Source organism: Aeromonas molluscorum (assembly GCF_051376105.1).
Lineage (GTDB): Bacteria > Pseudomonadota > Gammaproteobacteria > Enterobacterales > Aeromonadaceae > Aeromonas > Aeromonas molluscorum.
This window is the reverse complement of the sequence record NZ_JBPQCY010000003.1, coordinates 219,087-239,408: the sequence shown is the minus strand read 5'-3', so window position 1 is coordinate 239,408 and position 20,322 is coordinate 219,087. Positions and strand designations below refer to the sequence as shown.

Genomic DNA, 20,322 nt, shown 5'->3' with positions numbered 1-20,322 from the left:
CGGCGCCAATTTCGGAGAGAAAATCATGGGTGGAATCAGTATTTGGCAATTGTTGATCATCGCGGCCATCGTCGTGTTGCTGTTTGGCACCAAGAAGTTGCGCGGCATTGGCGGTGATCTGGGTGCTGCGGTCAAAGGCTTCAAGAAAGCCATTTCCGACGAACCCGATGCCAAACCGGTGCAAAAGGATGCGGACTTCGATCCCAAGCAGCTGAATGAATCGGCCAAGCAGGACGAGAGCGCGAAGCAGAAAGACAAAGATCAGGCCTAAGCCATGTTCGACATCGGTTTTTGGGAACTGATCGTGGTCGGCATCGTCGGCCTGCTGGTGCTGGGCCCTGAGCGGCTACCGGTTGCCATCCGTACCGTCAGCGGCTGGATCCGGGCGGTGCGCAGCACGGCCAATGCGGTCAAGTCCGAGTTGGCCCAGGAGCTCAAGCTGCAAGAGCTGCATAACGATCTCAAGAAGGCCGAGCAACTGCAGATGCGCAATCTAAGCCCGGAACTGCAAGAGTCCATCGACAAGCTGAAGGAAGCGGCCAACTCGGTCACACATCCCTACGCCAAGGCGTCGTCCCCGGATGTGTCTGGCCATGAGCCTGACGCGGCCCCCGAGCCGGAAAACCGTATCTTGCCGGATGCCAGGTCACAGCCAGTCAAAGAGCAGGCCGCCGAGCCGAACGATCCCGTGGCCGAATCGACCAAGGCCGCTTCGCCGGATATCAACGGGGGGGCCAAGCCATGAGCCAGACCGAACAGCCGCTGATCGCCCATCTGGTGGAGCTGAGGACCCGCCTGCTCCATGCCTTGGGCGCCATACTGCTGGTGTTTGTCTGCCTGGTCTATTTTTCGAACGATATCTACAAGTTCGTCTCTGAGCCTCTGATAAGCCAGCTGCCTGCCGGTACCAGCATGATAGCGACCGATGTGGCGACCCCTTTCCTGACGCCCATCAAGCTGACCATAGTGGTCGCCTTCTTCATCACCATCCCCTATCTGCTCTATCAGGCCTGGGCCTTTATCGCCCCGGGGCTGTACAAGCATGAGCGGCGGCTCATCATGCCCCTGGTCTGCTCCAGCGCCCTGCTGTTCTACTCGGGGATGGCGTTCGCCTACTACGTGGTGTTCCCGCTGGTGTTTGGCTTTTTCACCAGCACGGCTCCGGCCGGGGTGACCATTGCCACCGATATCGCCAACTACCTGGACTTCGTGCTGACCCTGTTCTTCGCGTTCGGGGTAGCGTTCGAGATCCCGGTGGCGACCATATTGCTCTGCTGGACGGGCGTCACTACCCCGCAGAGCCTCAAGTCCAAGCGTCCCTATGTGGTGGTGACCGTCTTCGTCATCGGCATGCTGCTGACGCCGCCGGATGTCTTCTCCCAGACTCTGCTCGCGATCCCGATGTGGATGCTGTTCGAGGTCGGTGTCTTCTTCGCGCGTTTCTACACTCGCAAGGAGCCGCTGGCTGACGAGGAAACCGAACAGGGGGGCTGAGCCCCCTCTTTTTTTGGCGTGCTGCCTGCCGGATTGCAGGGCGAGCGCCGCGCCGTCCAGCCAATCCCGAGGGGCTGACTCTTTTCATGGCCGGACGCGGGGAGTATGGTAGTGGCCCTTGATGGCTTTCATCTGCATTTTTGAAGACTCCATGATAGATATAGGCATTAACCTCACCAGCCCCCAGTTTGCGGGGGAGCAGGACGAGTTGGTCGAGCGCGCCCGCGCCGCTGGACTCAGCGCCCTGATCCTGACCGGTACCGACCTGGCGGGCAGCCAGGAGAGCGCTGCCCTGGCCAGCCGCTGGCCCGACTACTGTTTCTCGACCGCAGGGGTGCATCCCCATGATGCCAAGTCGGTGGACGAGCAGACCCTGGCTGCCCTGCGTGAGCTGGCGACCTTGCCTCAGGTGGTTGCCATCGGCGAGTGCGGCCTGGACTACAACCGCGACTTCTCGCCGCGTCCTGTGCAGGATGCCGTGTTCGATGCCCAGCTTGCCCTGGCCGCCGAGCTGAACATGCCGGTGTTCCTGCACTGCCGCGATGCCCACGCCCGTTTCATCGAGATCCTGGCTCCCTGGCTCCCTGAGTTGCCGGGGGCCGTGCTGCACTGTTTCACCGGCACCGATGAGGAGCTCGATGAGTGCCTGGCCCTGGGATTGCACATAGGCGTCACCGGCTGGATCTGCGACGAGCGACGGGGTCTCTTGCTGCGCGAGCAGGTGGCTCGCATTCCGGCGGGCCGCCTGATGATAGAGACGGATGCTCCCTATCTGGTGCCCCGGGATCTCAAGCCGCGCCCCAAACGCAACGAACCCGCTTTTTTGCCGCACATCGCCCAAGTGGTGGCGGCTTGCCGCGCTGAAGCGCCCGAGGCCCTGCTGGCCCATACCCGGGCCACTTCAGCCGCGTTTTTCCAACTTCCAATCCAGGAGTGACTCATGGCCACAACTCTTCCAGGCGCCTTCCCGGGCCGCCGTCTGCGCCGGGCGCGCAAGCAGGATTTCAGCCGCCGTCTGATGCGCGAGAATCGTCTCACGGTCGATGACCTCATCTATCCGGTGTTCGTGCTGGAAGGTGAAGGTCAGCGGGAAGCCGTGGCCTCGATGCCGGGAGTGGATCGCCTCTCCATCGATCTGCTGCTGATCGAGGCCGCCGAGCTGGTCGCCCTGGGGGTGCCCGCAATCGCCTTGTTCCCGGTGACGCCGCTTGGCAAGAAGAGTTTGCTGGCCGAAGAAGCCTACAACCCGGATGCGCTGGCCCAGCGCGCCACCCGCGCCCTCAAGGCGGCTTTCCCCGAGCTTGGGGTCATCACGGACGTGGCACTGGATCCCTTCACCACCCATGGTCAGGATGGCATCATAGATGGCGACGGTTATGTGATGAACGACATCACCACCGAGATCCTGGTCAAGCAGGCGCTTTCCCATGCGCAGGCGGGGGCCGATATGGTGGCACCGTCCGACATGATGGATGGCCGCATCGGTGCCATTCGTGCGGCACTAGAGGAGCACGGCTTCGTTCACACCCAGATCATGGCGTACTCAGCCAAGTACGCCTCCAGCTACTACGGCCCCTTCCGCGATGCGGTTGGCTCGGCCACCAATCTCGGCAAGAGCAACAAGGCCACCTACCAGATGGATCCGGCCAACGGTGACGAGGCCCTGCATGAGGTCGCCCTTGATATCCAGGAGGGGGCCGACAGCGTCATGGTCAAACCCGGCATGCCTTATCTGGACGTGATCCGCCGGGTCAAGGATCAGTTTGGCGTGCCGACCTACGCCTATCAGGTGAGTGGCGAGTATGCCATGCACATGGCCGCCATCCAGAACGGCTGGCTCAAGGAGCGCGAGACCGTCATGGAGTCCCTGCTCTGCTTCAAGCGCGCCGGTGCCGACGGCATACTCACCTACTTTGCCAAACGGGTTGCCCAATGGCTGAAGGAAGATGCCCAGCGCTGATGAGATCGCGCATACAACAACGGCTCCCGAGGGAGCCGTTGTTGTATCTGCATCTTGCGACTCGCTGCGCCGGGTTGGCCAGCGAGGGGGGTTATGGGCAACCCTCAGGGCTTGAGGCCGAGCCGTCTGGCGAGCCGGTGCAGGTTGCCGCCGTCCAGCTCAAGCGCCCGGGCGGTGGCGGCCCAGTTGCCCTGCTGGGCTGCCAGGGTCTGCTCGATCAGCTGGAGCTGGAAGGCATCGGTGGCCGTGCGCAGTCCAATGCCAGCCGTCATCTGCTGCGGCGCCTGTTCCACAGGGATGCGGCTGGATGAAGGGGTGCCGCTGGCCGCCAGATTGAAGTGGTGGCAATCCAGTGCCGGGGCCTGACTGCCCTGCTCGGCCCGCGCCAGCACGGCGGCTCTGTGGATGGCGTGCTCCAGCTCCCGCACGTTGCCCGGCCAGTCGTGACCCTCGAGCAGTGCCAGCGCCCTGGGCTGGATGCGCAGCCGCTCCAGCCCCAGGCTGACCCGGCAGCGTTCGCAAAAATAACCGGCCAGCAGGGGGATGTCGCCGGGGCGCTCGCGCAGCGCCGGGGCGTGGATCGGGAAGACGCTTAGGCGGTGGTAGAGATCGCTTCGAAATTGCCCCTCGACCACCGCTTGTTTCAGATCCCGGTTGGTGGCGGCCAGGATACGCACGTTCACCTTGAGGGGGGTGTCGTCACCGATGCGCTGCAGATCGCCGTATTGCAGCACCCGCAGCAGCTTGGCCTGCAGCGACAGGGAGAGCTCGCCGATCTCGTCCAGGAACAGGGTGCCCTTGTCGGCCAGCTCGAACTTGCCCGCCCGGTTGTGAATGGCGCCGGTGAAAGCCCCCTTCACGTGGCCGAACAGCTCGCTCTCCGCCACCGATTCCGGCAGGGCGGCGCAGTTGAGATAGACCAGCGGCGCGCTGGCACGAGGTGAGCCCTGATGCACCGCCTTGGCGATCAGCTCCTTGCCGACTCCCGTCTCCCCTAGGATCAGTACGTTCAGCTCGGAGCTCGCCACCACGTTTATCTCGTGGCGCAACCGGTCCATGGCCGGGGAGCGGCCAATCATCTCGGGCTGGCCCGGCCCATTCTGGGTGGAGGGAGCGAGGGGTTCGCTGCTCTGGCGGGCGAGCCGTTCCAGCAACAGGGCGTTGCTGAGGGCGGCGGCGGCAAGGGCGCCCACCAGCCGCAGCTCCTCGTCGCTGATGCCGTCGAACTGGGTCGGGTTCATGCCATCTATGGTCAGGGCGCCGATGAGCGTCTGATCCGAAAACAGTGGCAGGCCGACGCAGGCGTGCACCCTGAAGTCGTCGTGATCCGGGATCAGGCCGTCATAGGGGTCGGGCAGGTTGCTGTCGGCGGGGAAGCGCACCACGTCGCCGGCACGGGCGATGGCCTCCATGCGCGGATGGTCCGCCAGCGCGAAGCGGCGGCCCAGCACGTCCTGCATCAGACCGTCGATGGCCAGCGGTATAAACTGGCCCCCCTCGTAGCGCAGCAGGGCCGAGGCATCCGAGTGCAGCAGGCTGCGCACGCTCTGGATCAGGCGGTGGAACCTGTCCTGATGGGAGATGCCGAGTTGCAGGTCGAGGGCGATGCGCGCCAGGCTGTCGGTTGAAATCACGAGAATTGTCCAAATGACAGTGTCTTTGTGTTTTTGACTATGAGTGGTAGTTGTCTAAATGACAATGACTGAAATGCGTTTTCTATAAAAACAATGAGTTATGAGTTGGCACGTCAACTGCAATAGTCCGTTCAGTTGCACATTCGCTATTGCATTCTGAGGAACAACTTGATGACCATTCACGTCAAAAACAACATTCACTGGGTCGGCCAACGGGACTGGGAGGTGCGCGACTTTCACGGCACCGAGTACAAGACCCACAAGGGCACCAGCTACAACAGCTATCTCATCCGCGAAGGCAAGAATGTGCTGATCGATACGGTCGATCACAAGTTCAGCCGCGAGTTTGTGCAGAATCTGGCGGCCGAGATCGATCTCGCCTCCATCGACGTTATCGTGATCAACCACGCCGAGGAAGATCATGCCGGTGCTCTGACCGAGCTGATGGCCCGCATTCCGGGCACCCCCATCTACTGCACCCACAACGCCATCGACTCCATCACCGGCCACCATCATCATCCTGAGTGGAATTTCCACCCGGTGAAAACCGGCGACAGCCTGGATATCGGCAACGGCAAGCAGCTGGTGTTTATCGAGACTCCCATGCTGCACTGGCCCGACAGCATGATGACCTACATGACGGAGGATGCTGTGCTCTTCTCCAATGACGCCTTCGGCCAGCACTACTGCGACGAGCACCTGTTCAACGACGAGGTGGATCAGGTTGAGCTGATGGAGCAGTGCCAGCGCTACTACGCCAACATACTCACCCCCTTCAGCCCCCTGGTGACAGCCAAGATCAAGGAGGTGCTCGGCTTCAACCTGCCGGTGAGCATGGTGGCTACCTCCCACGGCATCGTCTGGCGTGACGATCCCACCCAGATCATCCTGAAATACCTGGAGTGGGCCGACCACTACCAGGAGGATCGCATCACCCTCTTCTACGACTCCATGTCCAACAACACCCGCATGATGGCCGACGCCATTGCCCAGGGCATCCACGAGGTGGACCCCGGGGTGGCGGTGAAGATCTACAACGTGGCGCGCCACGACAAGAATGAAATCCTGACCCAGGTGTTCCGCTCCAAGGGGGTGCTGGTGGGCTCCTCCACCATGAACAACGTCATGATGCCCAAGGTGGCGGGCATGCTCGAAGAGATCACCGGCCTGCGCTTTCGCAACAAGCGGGCCTCGGCCTTCGGCAGCTACGGCTGGACCGGTGGTGCCGTTGACCGGATCCAGACCCGGCTGATGGATGCGGGATTCGACATCAGCATCTCCCTCAAGGCCAAGTGGCGCCCCGACGGATCGGCGCTGGCCCTGTGCCGCGAGCACGGTCGCCAGCTCGCCCGCCAGTGGGCGCTGCATCCGCTGGAAGCGCCCCGTCCGATCATCACAACTAGCGCCGCAGCGGCTCCGGTAGTTGAGGCAGGAGTTGTGGTGAGTGTCCCCGCTTCTGCTGGTGCGGTTGAGGTGGGTGTCCCCGCTTTTTCTGGTGCGATGGAGCTCCCGGTATCTCGCGGCGTGGCCCCGACCACCTGCGAGCAGGACGATGACCAGCCCATGCTCTGCACCGTCTGCCAGTGGATCTATGACCCGGCACTGGGCGAGCCGGATCAGCTGGTGGCACCGGGCACTCCCTGGGCCCAGGTGCCGGACAGCTTCCTCTGCCCCGGCTGCGGCATCGGCAAGGAGGTATTCGAACCCTGCGCCGTGGAGGCCTGTGTATGAACGCAGCAACCCTGAATGACGCCGGCATCAGCCGGGAAATCGTGGTGATCGGCAGCGGCTTCGCCGCCCAGCAGCTGGTCAAGAGCTTGCGCAAGCTGGACGCCGAGCAGCCCATCCGCCTCATCACCGCCGACAGCGGTGACGAATACAACAAGCCCGACTTGAGCCACGTGGTGAGCCGGGGCTGCCCTGCCGTGGCCATGACCCGCCAGATCGGCAGCGACTTTGCCGAGCAGCAGCGCATCGCACTGCTGCCCCACTGCCCGGTGCTCGGCATAGATCCCGCCCGGCGCACCCTGTTGACCTCGCAGGGCAGCTTCCCCTACGGCCAGCTGGTGCTGGCCACCGGCGCCAGCGCGGCGCGCCCCGAGATACCGGGCAGCGAGCATCTGGTGACCCTCAACAGCCAGCAAGAGTACGCCGCCGCCGAGGGGGCAATCCAGCAGGCCCGCCGCATTCTGGTGCTGGGGGCGGGGCTCATCGGCTGCGAGCTGGCGATGGACATGGCGAGCGCAGGAAAAGAGGTGACGCTGGTGGATCTGGCCGGCAGCCCCTTAAGCGTCCTGCTGCCCGCCGCCCTGACCCAGCCGCTGCAACGGGCGCTCTGCAACCAGGGGGTCAGCCTGCAGTTCGGGGTGGGTCTCGCCAGGATGGATGCTCAGCCGGGGGATGGCTGGTGCGTCACCCTGACCGACGGGCGCATCAGCGAGCAGGATCTGGTGATCGCCGCCATCGGCCTTACGCCCAATCTGGCCCTGGCCCAGGAGGCCGGGCTGGCAGTGGAGCGCGGCATCCTGGTCGACGACAGCTTGCAGACCAGCGATCCCCACATCTTCGCCCTGGGGGATTGCGTGCAGTGGCGAGGCCAGTTGCTCCCCTTCCTGCAACCAATCGTGCTGGGGGCCAATGCACTGGCGCGCACCCTGCTCGGGAAGCCGACCCCGCTGACCCTGCCCCCCATGCTGGTGAAGGTGAAGACGCCGCGCTACCCGCTGCAACTGGCGGGCCGCACCAAGGGTGAGGATCTCGCCTGGCAGTGCCGCTGGAACAGCCACGGCATGGTGGCCGAGGCCCGCGATCAAGCCGGCGAGCTGTGCGGCTTCGTGGTGGGTGGCGATCAGATGAGCGCCGCCTTCCCCCTGATGCGTCAGCTGCCCCGTTAACCCTTTTTATTGCACCGGCCGGGTCGACCCGGGCACGGGAGGAGAACTGATATGACCATGCAACCGATACCGTCTCACTGGGTGGTACGCCGCTCCACCCCCTTCTTTACCCGCCAGAATGTGCCCCAGGCCCTGCTCAGCCACCACAACACCGCGGCCGGGGTGTTCGGCCAGCTCTGCGTGATGGAGGGCATAGTCACCTATCACGGCTTTGCCGACGAACAGGCCGAAGAGCCGGAGATGAGCCTGGTGATCCGGGCCGGGGAGTTTGCCACCAGTCCGCCCCAGTATTGGCACAGGGTCGAGCTGTCGGAGGATGCCCGCTTCAACATCCACTTCTGGGCCGAGCAGGGTTCGTCGGATCAGCCGCTGTTCAACAGCCGCAAGGCATAAGGTTCAACCCTAGCCAGGGGCATTGGGCGCGAATGTCCCCTCTGCCCATGCAGATCAAAACAGTCAACTCAGATGTTCGTTATCCTGCCCCCTTATCCGAATGAGTGCTGTGAGGGAGATGCATGAGCCTGATTGAAGCCATGACCATGGTGGCTGGTCTGGTCTATCTGGCCCTGTTGGGGTGGCAGGCGCGTACCGGTTGGCGGTGGCGTCTTGCCCTCGGCCTGCTGGGCCTGATCTGGCTGGTGGTGGCGGACAGCCTGCTCTGGTTCGTGCTGGGACTGGTGATCGTCCCCCTCGCCCTGTGGCACAGATACCGACCGCTGCCGACACTCAGCGGAGCCAACAGCCAGTCGCTGCGGGCCTGGACCCGCCATCTGCTGCTGCTCTGCTGGGGGCTGGTGACTGTGCAGTACGGCATCCATATCTGGCAGCTGGGGCAGGGGATACCCCCCTTGCTGGTGCGCCCGGACGTGGTGGACGGCTTCCTGCCCATCGCCGGTGGGCTGGGGCTGCGGGCCTGGCTCGGACAGGGGCTGGTGGATCCCCACCATCCGGCGGCCACTATCACAGTGCTGGTGCTCTGCCTGTCGGCCCTGCTGCTGGGGCGGGCCTTCTGCGCCTGGTTCTGCCCGCTCGGGCTGGTGGGTGAGTGGCTGCATCGTCTGCGCAGCCGATTGATGGCGGGGGAGTGGACGCCGCCGCGCTGGCTCGATGCCGTGCTGCGAGCCCAGAAGTTTCTGGTGCTCGGCTTTTTGCTCTTCATTATCCTGCTGGCGGTGCCCGCTGCCGCCCTGCCCGGCTACCTCGCCAGTCCCTATCATCAGGCGGCGGACATGAAGATGGGGGCCTTCTTCTTCAGCCTGACCCTGATCTCCGGCCTCTGCCTGGGTTGGGTGCTGCTGCTCACCGCCATCTTCCGCCAGGGCTTCTGCCGCTATCTCTGCCCCTACGGCGCCTGGCTGTCTTTACTCGGCCTGCTGACACCGCTGCGCATTCGCCGTGACCCGGCGCGCTGCCTGCGCAGCGCTGGCCATGACTGCGACAAGTGCAGCCGGGCCTGTCCCTCCCGCATCCAGGTGCACCAGCTGATCGCGGTGCAGAGCCTCGAGTGCAGCAGCTGCCTGAGCTGTGTCGCCGCCTGCCCCAAGCGGGCCGATGCGCTGCACCTTGGCAGCAAGGCGCGCAGGCTTGAGCCCCGCTGGCTGCTGGGTCTGCTCTGCATGCTGTTGTTGATATTGCCGCTGCTCTCCTACGGCCTGCTGGGTATCTGGGTCAGCCAGACACCGCTGGCGGATCGCCATGAGTTGCTGCAAATGCTGCCACAACTGGTCCATTGAGCGTCGATGGACCAATCGCAGCTAACTGCCCTGTGCGGAGAGCCTGATTGCCGGAGGATGCACCCGCATTTGATACCTGAGGGGTAGCAGGGTAAAGTCCCTTCCCCGACATGATGGCCCTGCTGCCATGTCGGGCCGGTAGCTAGCCCTGGTCGCGCCTTGCTTCGCTTTCGAAGCAGCAAGCGCCGGGCGCCGGCAGCATAGATGAGCGCGATCTACCATGACAACCGGCGTAGCAAATGCAACGGTCCGCGGTCGCGATCAGATCAACAATCGTCTTTGGAGAAGTAAATGGGACAGAAACCATCTTTGGTGGGCGGGGCATGTATCATTGCCGGCGTCTGTGTGGGGGCCGGCATGCTGGGCTTGCCGAGTGCCGGGGCGGGCGCCTGGACCATCTGGTCCATCCTGGCCATTGCCCTGACTATGATGGTGATGACCATCTCCGGTTGGCTGCTGCTCGAATCCTACCAGGACTATCCGCTGCGCGTGTCGTTCGATACCGTGACCCGGGAGCTGCTGGGGGACAAGGTCAATGCCTTGAACAACCTCACCGTCTATTTCGTCGGCGGCATACTGCTCTACGCCTACATCACCTCGGCGGGGCTCATCATAGACGGCATGACCGGCATTGGCAGCCAGTGGGCCTCCATACTGTTCACCCTCTGCTTCTCGCTGCTGGTATGGCATTCAACCCGGGCGGTGGATCGCATCTCTGTGGTGCTGGTGATATCCATGGGGCTGAGCTTCGTGTTCGGCATCTCTGGGCTGTCGCTCAACATCAAGCCGACAATGCTGTTCGATACCCTGAGCCAGCACGCCAGTTACGCGCCTTATGCGCTAGCCATGCTGCCGGTGGCGTTGACCTCGTTCGGTTATCACCATTCGGTCTCCTCCATGCGCGCCTACTACGGTGAGGAGCGCCGTGCCCGTTACGCCATCCTGGGCGGTACCACCATTGCCCTGCTGTTTTACATCGTCTGGCTGGTGAGCGTGTTCGGCAACCTGCCGCGCAGCGAGTTCGGCCCCGTGGTGGCGCAAGGCGGCAACGTCGATGTGCTGCTCAAGGCGTTGGCCTCGGTCATCGAGTCGGAGGCGGTGGCCAACGCCCTCAACCTCTTCTCCATGGCGGCCATTCTCTCCTCCTTCATCGGGGTGGGTCTGGGGGTGTTCGACTATCTGGCGGATCTGTTCAAGTTCGACAACAGTCGCCAGGGTCGCGCCAAGTCATGGGCTGCCACCTTCCTGCCGCCGCTGCTGCTCTCCCTGCTGTTCCCGTTCGGCTTCCTGATGGCCATCGGCTACGCCGGCGCCGTGGCAACGTTCTGGACTTGCATCATACCTGCGCTGCTGGCCTGGAAAGTGCGCAAGAGTGGCAAGGGTGGCGGTTTCCGGGTGCCGGGCGGCCTGCCGGTGATAGCGGGTGTGTTGCTGTTCGGAGTGCTGACCGCCGTCTTCCACATGCTCAATATGGCGGGTCTGCTGCCGGTCTACACAGGCTGATCGACCGCCCTCGCGAGTCGAGCGGATATAGAGAAACGGCGCCTTCGGGCGCCGTTTTGCTGTGGCCAGCATGGGCGAGTGAGGACACTTCGCCCGCCATCGAAGCGTTGCCCTGGCAGCGGCACTAATCTGTGGGCTCTTATCGCCAAGGAGAGTCAGGGATGTACGATATTCACGTGATGCTGCCAGATAACCCGGGCACACTGGGGCTGTTCGGGGTCTTGATGGGGCGGGCCGGTGTCAGCCTGGAAGGGGGTGGCATGTTCACCATGGGCGGAGCCGGTCATGCTCATTTTTTGGTGGAGGACGGCGTCGGCGCGGCCCGGGCCGCCGAGCAGGCGGGTCTGCAGGTGGTGGCGGTGCATGATGTGCTGGTGCGCCGCCTGAAGCAGGAGGTGCCGGGCCAGTTGGGGGCCATCTGCAGCGCCTTGGGGGATGCCTCGGTCAACATCATCACCCTGTACAGCGACCATGCCAATCAGCTGATCCTGGTCACCGATGACATCGACAAGGCCCGCAGGGCCACGGCCGAGTGGCAGTGACAGCGGCAAGCAGAGAGGAGCGAGATGAGCGAGCAGAAGAGCCTGGAACAAGGATTGGCACAGGTGGCGGCCGCCATCGCCGATGGCAGTCGAGCCCGCATGTTGTGCACCCTGATGGATGGACGCGCCTGGACGGCGACCGAGCTGAGCCTGGTGGCCGCGGTGTCGGCCTCAACCGCCAGCAGTCACCTGGCCCGGCTCCAGCGGCAGGGGCTGACGGCCTGCGTCCGGCAGGGCAAGCATCGCTACTACCGCATCGCGAGCCATGAGGTGGCGCAGGTGGTGGAGCAGCTGATGGGGCTGGTCGACATGGGAGCCGGTGCACTCAGGAGCAAGACTCCGGAGCGGCTGCGCTTCGCCCGTAGCTGTTATGACCACTTGGCGGGCGAGCTGGGGGTGAGGCTCCATGACGGTCTGATGGCCCAAGGCTGGCTGCTGGCGGACGGCTATGGACTGACCCCACAGGGGGAGCAGCATTTCGGTCAGCTTGGCATCGATTGCGTGGCGAGTGGCAAGCGCCCCTTCGCCTGTCACTGTCTCGACTGGAGCGAGCGGCGCATGCATCTTGGCGGCCAGCTCGGTGCCCGTCTGCTCGATCATATGCTGGCCAAGGGCTGGCTGGTGCGTGGGCTGGACAGCCGCGAGCTGACCCTGACCGCCAAGGGGCAGCGGCTGCTGCAACAACAGCTAGGCGTCGCGTTCTGACGAGCCATGGCTTTGGTGAGGGGATTGCGGCAACAGTAAAGTGAAAGCCCCAAAGAGAGTCATCATTTGGGGCTTTTTATTTTGAGCGGAGATTTATTCAGACGGGAATGCAGGGTTATTCCATAGGGGTCAGACGGAAGCCTTTGCCTTGCATGCATAGGTTGATCAGCTCTTCCTGCTCTTCATCCTCGATCTTGTTGAGCTTCACCTGATATTGGCATTCGGATAACGCATCGACACGTTGGGATTCGGATGCGCCATCTTTCATATATTCACTATTGGGAGTGGAAGAGCAGGCGCTCAGTGCGAAAATGGCGCCTATAACGATAAGATGACGTTTCATGCAGATGCCCTTTAAAGTGATACATATGATAGATGTTGCCAATATGTTGATTTATCGCTTGGCTCGGCAGCCATCCCAATTAATTTAATGACAGATATGGCACCATTATATCGACCCATGAGTTGCAGATATTGACTGGGGCTGAATGAAGGCGTAGAAAACATTATTTCCCTGCCATCGAGTCAGTATCTGCCGGGGCAGCATATTGACATCTCCCCCCTGAAATAAGCATCAGAGCGAATGTTGCGGAAATTCGATTACGCTGCGCTAATTGTGCTTAGAGGGTCTGCCAGAATCCGGTATCAGCGGTAACGAGCGGCGCTGATGAACTGGCCGAAGGTTTCACACCAGACGATCACGCTGCGGTAGTGGGCCGGATCGACGGTAGCAGGGATCGGTACTATGAAGTTGTCGAAGGTCTTAACCGGCCCCACGTGCACCATCTGTGGCTTCAGGCGGGCAAAGTCCGCCTCGGTTTCGACAAATTCCGGCGACAGATAGAGTTGGTAATCGGGCCCCGGCGCCAGCTGGCCCATCAGACTGACTGCGGCGGGCCCAATGCTCACCTTGCCTTCGCCCCAGTGCAGTCGGTCGCTGTCTTTCAGATCCCGGCGAAAGGTGCCGTGAAAGATTGCCTGTTGCTGACTGGCCACCACCTGTGCACTGCTCGGTGCGGCAGGCGCTATCAGAATGGGCAGGACATAGATGCCGGCGACAAATCCCGCTCCCCCAACCAGCAGATGAGTGGCCAGCAGCAGGGCCAAGGTCTTGCGTTGCATAACGCCTCAGTCGGTGATGAATAGAGGCGTATACCCTACCAGCGACGGCGGCTGATGCCCATCCCCGATGCGGGGACAATGCGGAGAGGGCGTTATTGGGATGCGTTCTTGGGACACCCACCTGATGGGAAATGACGGATAACCTGAAAGACCCATATGTACGTAGGCTGATTTAGGGAAGCCGTGGGAGTAAGAGTTGTGAGCCTGATCGGACATCAGTGTCTGCTATTTGGTAATCAGTGTCTGTACAGCGTCATCGATGGTTTGCTGGTGAACTCGCGATGTTTTCAGATATCAAAGGCTTGGTTGGTAACATCGTGTCTGGCCACAGTGGGCGGCGTAGCGCTGGCAGCAAAGCTTGTCGCCAATCGCCCGAATACCGAGGCGCCGAAACAGGGTGACTTGCCCCAACCACTGCCCCTCTTCTATGCCCAGGCGCTGGAGTACAGGTGCGAGATGGTGCGGGATATAGCCATGCTTATCCAGACGAATCGCTCGTCCTGTCCAATCCACCAGAACCAGATAATCGGAAAAACGGTAGGGGAGTTCTCCGGGCTTTCCTTCCCTTGCAAAAGGCAACAGCAAGGGGGCTGATGTGGCTGAATCAGCTTTCTGTTCAATTCGTTGTTGGATGCTAGTGAAGTCGCTCTCCTCCGGTGTGGTGGCGATGCCCGCCCGTATGGGGTTGAGGTCAACATAGGTCATGCATGCCAGCAGCGCTGACTCGGTAAGCAGGGCCTGGCTTTTGAAGCGTCCCTCCCAGAAGTGGCCCTTGCAGCCATCTTCCTGATTGGCCTGGCGGGCCAGCGACTCGTTCAGCAAGCGCACCAGCCAGCTGATGGAATAGAGGCGCTCCCGCCACTGGGCTATCAGTTGGTGCACAAGGTCCAGCTCGGGTGCTATTAGTTCTTCTCCCTGATGCCAGCGCCGCACCAGCAAGGGCCACTGAAACAGACGGGACCAGCGTTCAGCCACCTCCCGTTCACTCCATTTATGGGCAATGTTGACCTGTACCTTGAGTACCAGATGATAGTGATTGCTCATCACGGCATAGGCGCAGATGCCGATGGCAAAGACCTGCGACAGTTGGCCCAGCTTGTCGGCAACCCACTGGCGTCTGTGTTCGTAGCTTTGGCCGGAATGATCATCCTGGCCGCAGAGAAAGGCGCGTCGGACGCAGCGGCTGACCACGTGGTAGTAAGGTGTATCGGCGAGGCTGATCTGGCGTGAACGGGCGATGGTCATGGCGGCTCTCCCCTTGGGTCTCTCGGTTTAAGGAAAGTGGAGAGGGAGTGAGTTGTCAAAGCTGGGATTAGGTGGGTGTCCCAGCTTGTCTTTGGCGCCTGTGCTCGTAGCTTTGGCCAGAGTGATCATCCTGGCCGCAGAGAAAGGCGCGCCGGACACAGCGGCTGACCACGTGATAGTAAGGCGTATCGGCGAGGCTAATCTGGCGTGAACGGGCGATGGTCATGGCGGCTCTCCCCTTGGGTCTCTCGGTTTAAGGAAAGTGGAGAGGGAGTGAGTTGTCAAAGCAGGGATTAGATGGGTGTCCCAGCTTTTTTGGGCCTGGCTTTTGAAGCGTCCCTCCCAGAAGTGGCCCTTGCAGCCATCTTCCTGATTGGCCTGGCGGGCCAGCGACTCGTTCAGCAAGCGCACCAGCCAGCTGATGGAATAGAGGCGCTCCCGCCACTGGGCTATCAGTTGGTGCACAAGGTCCAGCTCGGGTGCTATTAGTTCTTCTCCCTGATGCCAGCGCCGCACCAGCAAGGGCCACTGAAACAGACGGGACCAGCGTTCAGCCACCTCCCGTTCACTCCATTTATGGGCAATGTTGACCTGTACCTTGAGTACCAGATGATAGTGATTGCTCATCACGGCATAGGCGCAGATGCCGATGGCAGCTTTTAAGACCTGCGACAGCTGGCCTAGCTTGTCGGCAACCCATTGGCGTCTGTGTTCGTAGCTTTGGCCGGAATGATCATCCTGGCCGCAGAGAAAAGCACGCCGAACACAGCGGCTGACCACGTGGTAGTAAGGCGTATCGGCGAGGCTGATCTGGCGTGAACGGGCGATGGTCATGGCGGCTCTCCCCTTGGGTCTCTCGGTTTAAGGAAAGTGGAGAGGGAGTGAGTTGTCAAAGCAGGGATTAGATGGGTGTCCCAGCTTTTTTGATTTACGCGAACGCCCGATTACGCCTGACGGCTAATCGAACCTACAGGTTTCGTGATTCTATGAGTTATACAAGCTAGTTTATGTGATGGTTAACTCTATCTCTATGAGGTGTAACTGATTGTTTTTAATAAATCTGTGAAGTAATATAAGACTCATTTATATCATGCGTGTGATAACAGGTTATAAATATGACTGCCCAACCATTTAATACTCGACATTATAGAAGATTCAGAAATCTATTAATTGATTTAAACAGAGACCTGTTATCTATTTCACATAAAATGTGCGAGTCAGATAAGTATGGGGGGTTTACCGAACTAGAGCATTATGTGATGGCCTTGGAAGACCGTCGATTTGTGAGTCATTGTGGTTTTGATATCAAGGCATCTGCAAGAGAGTTGATCAAGAAAATACGAAGAAAAAAACATGGAGGTGCTAGTACTATAGATATGCAAATGGTTAGAACCATTACCGAATTTAAAGATATGACAATATATAGAAAGTTATATGAAACGCTACTGTCTTGGCTGGTCAATTTTCATTTCACAAAAAAACAAATAATACGCTGCTACTTAAAAAATGCTTTTTTTGGCTCTCGTCTCATAGGTGCAGAAAAAGCAGCAAATGTACTATTTAATAAAGATCTGTCTATGCTAGAAAAGGATGAAAGTGCATTTATTGCAGCTATGTTATTGAGACCAAAGCCTTTAAATCCAAAAAATGAATGGTTTGAAATTGTTAAATCAAGAGCGTCTTATGCGCAGAGCGTTCGGGTTCTTGTTGAAGAGGGCTCGAAATAGAGTCCAAGTTGAAGCTTTTGTTAGATTATGCTCGGCCAAAGCTTCAGTATCGCCATCCATAATCTGTTTCCAACGACTATTGGAGTGTTTAATGATTTCTGAAGATATTCTTCTGGTTTCTGTAAAAGCAGAATCAAGATGTCTTTTACCCGAAATTATAGAGTCTATAGAGTGACCGTCTTTTATTAATTTGTAAATCGAATTGTGAGCATATCTAAAGTTATCATGAATATTTCTTTCAATATCTCTAGCGTAGTCATACATATCAATGCTGTAAAGCTCTATGAATAAAGGGTTTAAGTTTTCATTCCAATTGTCTTTAGCCTTTTTATATTCTTCTCTAGCTTGTTGTAATGTATCACTATCTTTTTTAAATTCTTTATCAGCCAGAGAGTCGAGAAGCAGACGGCTATAATAAATGCGCTCGCCAGACATTTTTTCTAATGACTTAGCTATTTCACGCAGCTTATCAATTTCTCGCTCTGAACGATTAGTCTTTATTTGATGTAGAAAGTTCTTCTCTTGGAAGCGACTTGATACATATAGACCAACGACACCGGTTAGAAAAAAGCTCACGATTATATTTGCTAGTTCCATCTTTACGGCTCATCCTAATTATATTTTGAACACTATATCTTTAGTTAAACGTATATTCAATATCATAAAGTGTTCAAAAAAAAGGCGCCTTAACGGCGCCGTTTTTTATATCACTTACTCAACCAAAATCACTGCAGCAGGGAGATATCCGCTACTTGCAGGAACAGGTTGCGCAGGTTGTTCAGCAGTGCCAGACGGTTGGCCTTGAGGGCCTCGTCGTCGGCCATCACCATCACCTCGTTGAAGAAGGTGTCGACGGGCCCCTGCAGGGCGGCCAGACGGGTGAGGGCGGCCTGATAATCACCGGCAGCGAACAGCGGGGCCAGTTCGGCTTGCAGGGCAGCAACCTGGGTGGCCAGCGCCTGTTCGGCTGCGTCCTGCAGCAGTTCCGGTTTGACGGCAGTCGGCAACTCGCCTTCGACCTTGGCCAGGATGTTGCTGACGCGCTTGTTGGCGGCGGCCAGTGCCAGGGCGGCATCCAGAGTGCGGAAGTGGCTGACGGCCTTGACGCGGGCGTCGAAGTCACGAGGGCGGGTCGGGCGGCGGGCCAGCACGGCCAGCACCACGTCGGCACTGATGCCTTCGTCCTGATAGGCGGCGCGGAAGCGGCCCAGCATGAAGTCGACCACGTCGGTGACGACATTCTTATTGGTAAGCTTGTCGCCGTAGACGCGAACCGCCTCTTCCACCAGTTCAACCAGATCCAGATCCAGCTGCTTCTCGGTCATGATACGCAGGGCACCGATGGCGGCGCGGCGCAGGGCGAAGGGATCCTTGTCGCCTTTGGGCAGCATGCCGATGCCGAAGATGCCGGCCAGAGTGTCGAGCTTGTCAGCCAGCGCCACGGCGCAGGCTTCCAGCGCGGACGGCAGGGCATCACCGGCGAAGCGTGGCATGTACTGCTCGTTCAGGGCCACAGCCACCACTTCGTCTTCGCCATCGTGACGGGCGTAGTGCATCCCCATGACACCCTGGGTGCTGGCGAACTCGCCGACCATGTTGGTCATGAGATCACACTTGGAGAGCAGGCCGGCACGCTTGGCCTGAGCCACGTTGGCACCGATGCGCTCGGCGATGAAGCCGGCGACGGTCTCGATGCGCTCGACCTTGGCCCGGACTGTGCCCAGCTGTTGCTGGAACAGCACGGTTTCAAGGCGCGGCAGGCGGGAGGCCAGGGTCTGCTTGAGGTCGGTCTTGAAGAAGAACTCGGCGTCAGAAAGACGGGGGCGAACCACCTTCTCGTTGCCGCTGATGATCTGGCTCGGGTCTTTCGACTCTATGTTGGTGACGAAGATGAATTTGGGCAGCAGCTTGCCGTTCTTGTCGTAGACCGGGAAGTACTTCTGGTCACCCTTCATGGTGTGAACCAGCGCCTCAGCCGGAACAGCCAGGAACTTCTCTTCGAAGTTGGCGGTCAGCACGACCGGCCACTCGACCAATGCGGTGACCTCTTCCAGCAGGGCGTCGTCCAGATCGGCAACGCCACCGAAGGCGGCAGCGGCCGCTTCGGCGTCAGCCTTGATCTTGGCCTTGCGCGCCATGAAGTCGGCAACCACTTTGCCTTTTTCCAGCAGGATCTGCGGGTACTGGCTGGCGTTGTCGATGGTGAACTCGGGCTCGCCCATGAAGCGGTGACCGCGGATGGTGCGGGCGGAGTCGATACCCAGAATGTGAGCGGGAACCAGATCCCCATCCAGCAGCAGGGTCACGGTGAAGACCGGACGCACGAACTGGATGGTCTTGTCGCCCCAGCGCATCATCTTGGGGATGGGCAGCTTGGCCAGTGCGGAGGCGACCAGCTCGCCCAGCAGCTCGCGCGCCGGACGACCTTCGACCTTGGCGGTGTGAACCAGCCACTCACCCTTGTCGGTGACCAGACGCTCGGCTTGAGCAACTGTGATGCCGTTGCCACGGGCCCAGCCTTCAGCAGCCTTGGTCGGCTTGCCGTCGGCATCGAACGCCTGGGAGACGGCCGGGCCGCGCTTCTCGACGCTCTTGCTCGGTTGTTCGCTGGCCAGCGTGTGTACCTTCAGCGCCAGGCGGCGCGGTGATGCAAACCACTCGACGTCGCCGAAGGCCAGGTCGGCCTTGGTCAGTTCGCTCTTGAGGTTGCCTTCAAAGGCTTCGGCCAGAGAGCGCAGGGCCTTGGGCGGCAGCTCGGCGGTGCCGATCTCTACCAGAAAAGTATGTTGTGCCATGTCCGTTCCTTAACCTTGCTTGTTCTCTTCGTCGCTGCGCTTGCACATCGGGAAACCCAGCGCTTCGCGGGAGGCGTAGTAGGCCTCGGCCACGGCCTTGGTCAGGGTACGAATGCGCAATATGTAGCGCTGACGCTCGGTGACCGAGATGGCCTTGCGGGCATCCAGCAAGTTGAAGGTGTGACCAGCTTTGAGAATGCGCTCATAAGCGGGCAGCGGCAGCGGTTTTTCCAGGGCCAGCAGGTGCTGGGCCTCTTTCTCGTACTGCTCGAAGCAGTGGAACAGGAACTCCACATCGGCGTGTTCGAAGTTGTAAGTGGATTGCTCCACCTCGTTCTGGTGGAAGACATCGCCATAGGTGGTCTTGCCCAGCGGGCCATCGGACCAGACCAGGTCATAGACGCTGTCCACGCCCTGGATGTACATGGCCAGACGCTCGAGACCGTAGGTGATCTCGCCGGTGACCGGCTTGCACTCCAGGCCGCCAACCTGCTGGAAGTAGGTGAACTGGGTCACTTCCATGCCGTTGAGCCACACTTCCCAGCCCAGACCCCAGGCACCCAGGGTCGGGTTTTCCCAGTTATCTTCCACGAAGCGAATGTCATGCACCTCTGGATCCACACCCAGCTCCTTGAGGGAGCCAAGATAGAGTTCCTGGATGTTGTCGGGGGAAGGCTTGATGATCACCTGGAACTGGTAGTAGTGCTGCAGGCGGTTCGGGTTTTCACCGTAGCGGCCGTCGGTCGGACGGCGGGACGGTTGCACGTAGGCGCAGGCGATGGGCTCAGGACCCAGGGCACGCAGGCAGGTCATGGGGTGCGAGGTACCGGCACCCACTTCCATGTCCAGCGGCTGAATAATGGTACAGCCCTGGCGAGCCCAATAGTCCTGCAGCTGCAGGATCAGGCCCTGAAAGGTTTTGACATCGAATTTTTGCATAATGTTCTTCGCGCGAAATGAAATCAGAG

General features: G+C 60.0%; 20 protein-coding genes and 2 pseudogenes. 13 read left to right on the top strand and 9 right to left on the bottom strand.

Going from position 1 to position 20,322, the window contains the following annotated elements:
* The first annotated feature begins 25 nt into the window (after window positions 1-25).
* The 5 genes from tatA (at window position 26) to hemB (ending at window position 3,454) form a co-directional block, all read left to right on the top strand.
* Window positions 26-271: a Sec-independent protein translocase subunit TatA gene (gene tatA / locus ACSMDR_RS20380; protein ID WP_005900501.1), complete on the top strand. Its 246-nt coding sequence runs from the start codon at window positions 26-28 to the stop codon at window positions 269-271.
* A 3-nt stretch (window positions 272-274) separates the two neighbouring features.
* Window positions 275-745 (top strand): Sec-independent protein translocase protein TatB, encoded by a 471-nt coding sequence (gene tatB, locus ACSMDR_RS20375; RefSeq protein WP_436469506.1) that lies wholly within the window; start codon window positions 275-277, stop codon window positions 743-745.
* The gene (gene tatC, locus ACSMDR_RS20370; RefSeq protein WP_005900506.1) at window positions 742-1,494 is read left to right on the top strand and encodes a twin-arginine translocase subunit TatC; all 753 of its coding nucleotides are present in this window, start codon (window positions 742-744) and stop codon (window positions 1,492-1,494) included. The genes tatB and tatC overlap by 4 nt, the downstream gene beginning before the upstream one ends.
* Before the next feature lie 151 nt (window positions 1,495-1,645).
* A complete protein-coding gene (locus tag ACSMDR_RS20365; protein ID WP_436469505.1) occupies window positions 1,646-2,431 on the top strand; it encodes a TatD family hydrolase in 786 nt (261 codons plus the stop codon).
* A gap of 3 nt (window positions 2,432-2,434) precedes the next feature.
* On the top strand, window positions 2,435-3,454 hold the full coding sequence (gene hemB, locus ACSMDR_RS20360; protein WP_436469504.1) for a porphobilinogen synthase: 1,020 nt from the start codon (window positions 2,435-2,437) through the stop codon (window positions 3,452-3,454).
* Between the two features lie 104 nt (window positions 3,455-3,558).
* Here the strand turns inward: hemB and norR are convergent, their stop codons facing one another.
* Window positions 3,559-5,088, bottom strand: a complete 1,530-nt coding sequence (gene norR, locus ACSMDR_RS20355; protein WP_436469503.1) for a nitric oxide reductase transcriptional regulator NorR — start codon at window positions 5,086-5,088, stop codon at window positions 3,559-3,561.
* Between the two features lie 171 nt (window positions 5,089-5,259).
* Here norR and norV point away from each other — a divergent pair, with 171 nt between their 5' ends.
* From norV to ACSMDR_RS20320, 7 genes are all read left to right on the top strand, one after another.
* Entirely contained in the window at window positions 5,260-6,819 is a 1,560-nt protein-coding gene (gene norV, locus ACSMDR_RS20350) for an anaerobic nitric oxide reductase flavorubredoxin (RefSeq protein ID WP_436469502.1), read from the top strand.
* Window positions 6,816-7,982 carry an NADH:flavorubredoxin reductase NorW gene (norW, locus tag ACSMDR_RS20345; protein WP_436469501.1) on the top strand — a complete coding sequence of 389 codons (1,167 nt, stop codon included), beginning with the start codon at window positions 6,816-6,818 and terminating at the stop codon, window positions 7,980-7,982. Before norV ends, norW begins: the two co-directional genes overlap by 4 nt.
* 51 nt (window positions 7,983-8,033) lie before the next feature.
* Window positions 8,034-8,375 (top strand): TehB family protein, encoded by a 342-nt coding sequence (locus tag ACSMDR_RS20340; protein WP_436469500.1) that lies wholly within the window; start codon window positions 8,034-8,036, stop codon window positions 8,373-8,375.
* 122 nt (window positions 8,376-8,497) lie between these two features.
* Window positions 8,498-9,715, top strand: coding sequence for a 4Fe-4S binding protein (locus tag ACSMDR_RS20335; RefSeq protein WP_436469499.1), 1,218 nt, complete (start codon window positions 8,498-8,500; stop codon window positions 9,713-9,715).
* A gap of 291 nt (window positions 9,716-10,006) precedes the next feature.
* Window positions 10,007-11,218, top strand: a complete 1,212-nt coding sequence (locus ACSMDR_RS20330; protein WP_436469498.1) for an aromatic amino acid transporter — start codon at window positions 10,007-10,009, stop codon at window positions 11,216-11,218.
* 161 nt (window positions 11,219-11,379) lie between these two features.
* Complete coding sequence (locus tag ACSMDR_RS20325) at window positions 11,380-11,760, top strand: hypothetical protein (protein WP_436469497.1); 381 nt, start codon at window positions 11,380-11,382, stop codon at window positions 11,758-11,760.
* A gap of 24 nt (window positions 11,761-11,784) precedes the next feature.
* Complete coding sequence (locus tag ACSMDR_RS20320; protein WP_436469496.1) at window positions 11,785-12,465, top strand: ArsR/SmtB family transcription factor; 681 nt, start codon at window positions 11,785-11,787, stop codon at window positions 12,463-12,465.
* Window positions 12,466-12,580: 115 nt separating this feature from the next.
* On the opposite strand, the gene ACSMDR_RS20315 is transcribed toward ACSMDR_RS20320, so the two are convergent.
* The 5 genes and pseudogenes from ACSMDR_RS20315 to ACSMDR_RS20295 all read right to left on the bottom strand — a co-directional run.
* Entirely contained in the window at window positions 12,581-12,808 is a 228-nt protein-coding gene (locus tag ACSMDR_RS20315; RefSeq protein ID WP_436469495.1) for a putative periplasmic lipoprotein, read from the bottom strand.
* A gap of 302 nt (window positions 12,809-13,110) precedes the next feature.
* Window positions 13,111-13,587: a DM13 domain-containing protein gene (locus ACSMDR_RS20310; protein ID WP_005900527.1), complete on the bottom strand. Its 477-nt coding sequence runs from the start codon at window positions 13,585-13,587 to the stop codon at window positions 13,111-13,113.
* A gap of 294 nt (window positions 13,588-13,881) precedes the next feature.
* Entirely contained in the window at window positions 13,882-14,832 is a 951-nt protein-coding gene (locus ACSMDR_RS20305; protein WP_436469494.1) for a transposase, read from the bottom strand.
* 91 nt (window positions 14,833-14,923) lie between these two features.
* Window positions 14,924-15,058: pseudogene (locus ACSMDR_RS20300) on the bottom strand (alpha-amylase family glycosyl hydrolase); the annotation flags it as partial.
* 92 nt (window positions 15,059-15,150) lie between these two features.
* Window positions 15,151-15,666, bottom strand: a pseudogene (locus ACSMDR_RS20295) (transposase); the annotation flags it as partial.
* A 281-nt stretch (window positions 15,667-15,947) separates the two neighbouring features.
* Here ACSMDR_RS20295 and ACSMDR_RS20290 point away from each other — a divergent pair.
* Entirely contained in the window at window positions 15,948-16,559 is a 612-nt protein-coding gene (locus ACSMDR_RS20290; RefSeq protein ID WP_436469493.1) for a biosynthetic peptidoglycan transglycosylase, read from the top strand.
* Here ACSMDR_RS20290 and ACSMDR_RS20285 read toward each other — a convergent pair.
* From ACSMDR_RS20285 to glyQ, 3 genes are all read right to left on the bottom strand, one after another.
* Entirely contained in the window at window positions 16,503-17,156 is a 654-nt protein-coding gene (locus tag ACSMDR_RS20285; RefSeq protein WP_201944838.1) for a hypothetical protein, read from the bottom strand. The genes ACSMDR_RS20290 and ACSMDR_RS20285 overlap by 57 nt on opposite strands.
* Before the next feature lie 128 nt (window positions 17,157-17,284).
* Window positions 17,285-19,354 carry a glycine--tRNA ligase subunit beta gene (glyS, locus tag ACSMDR_RS20280; protein WP_436469492.1) on the bottom strand — a complete coding sequence of 690 codons (2,070 nt, stop codon included), beginning with the start codon at window positions 19,352-19,354 and terminating at the stop codon, window positions 17,285-17,287.
* Between the two features lie 9 nt (window positions 19,355-19,363).
* On the bottom strand, window positions 19,364-20,293 hold the full coding sequence (glyQ, locus tag ACSMDR_RS20275; RefSeq protein ID WP_005903839.1) for a glycine--tRNA ligase subunit alpha: 930 nt from the start codon (window positions 20,291-20,293) through the stop codon (window positions 19,364-19,366).
* Window positions 20,294-20,322 lie beyond the last annotated feature (29 nt).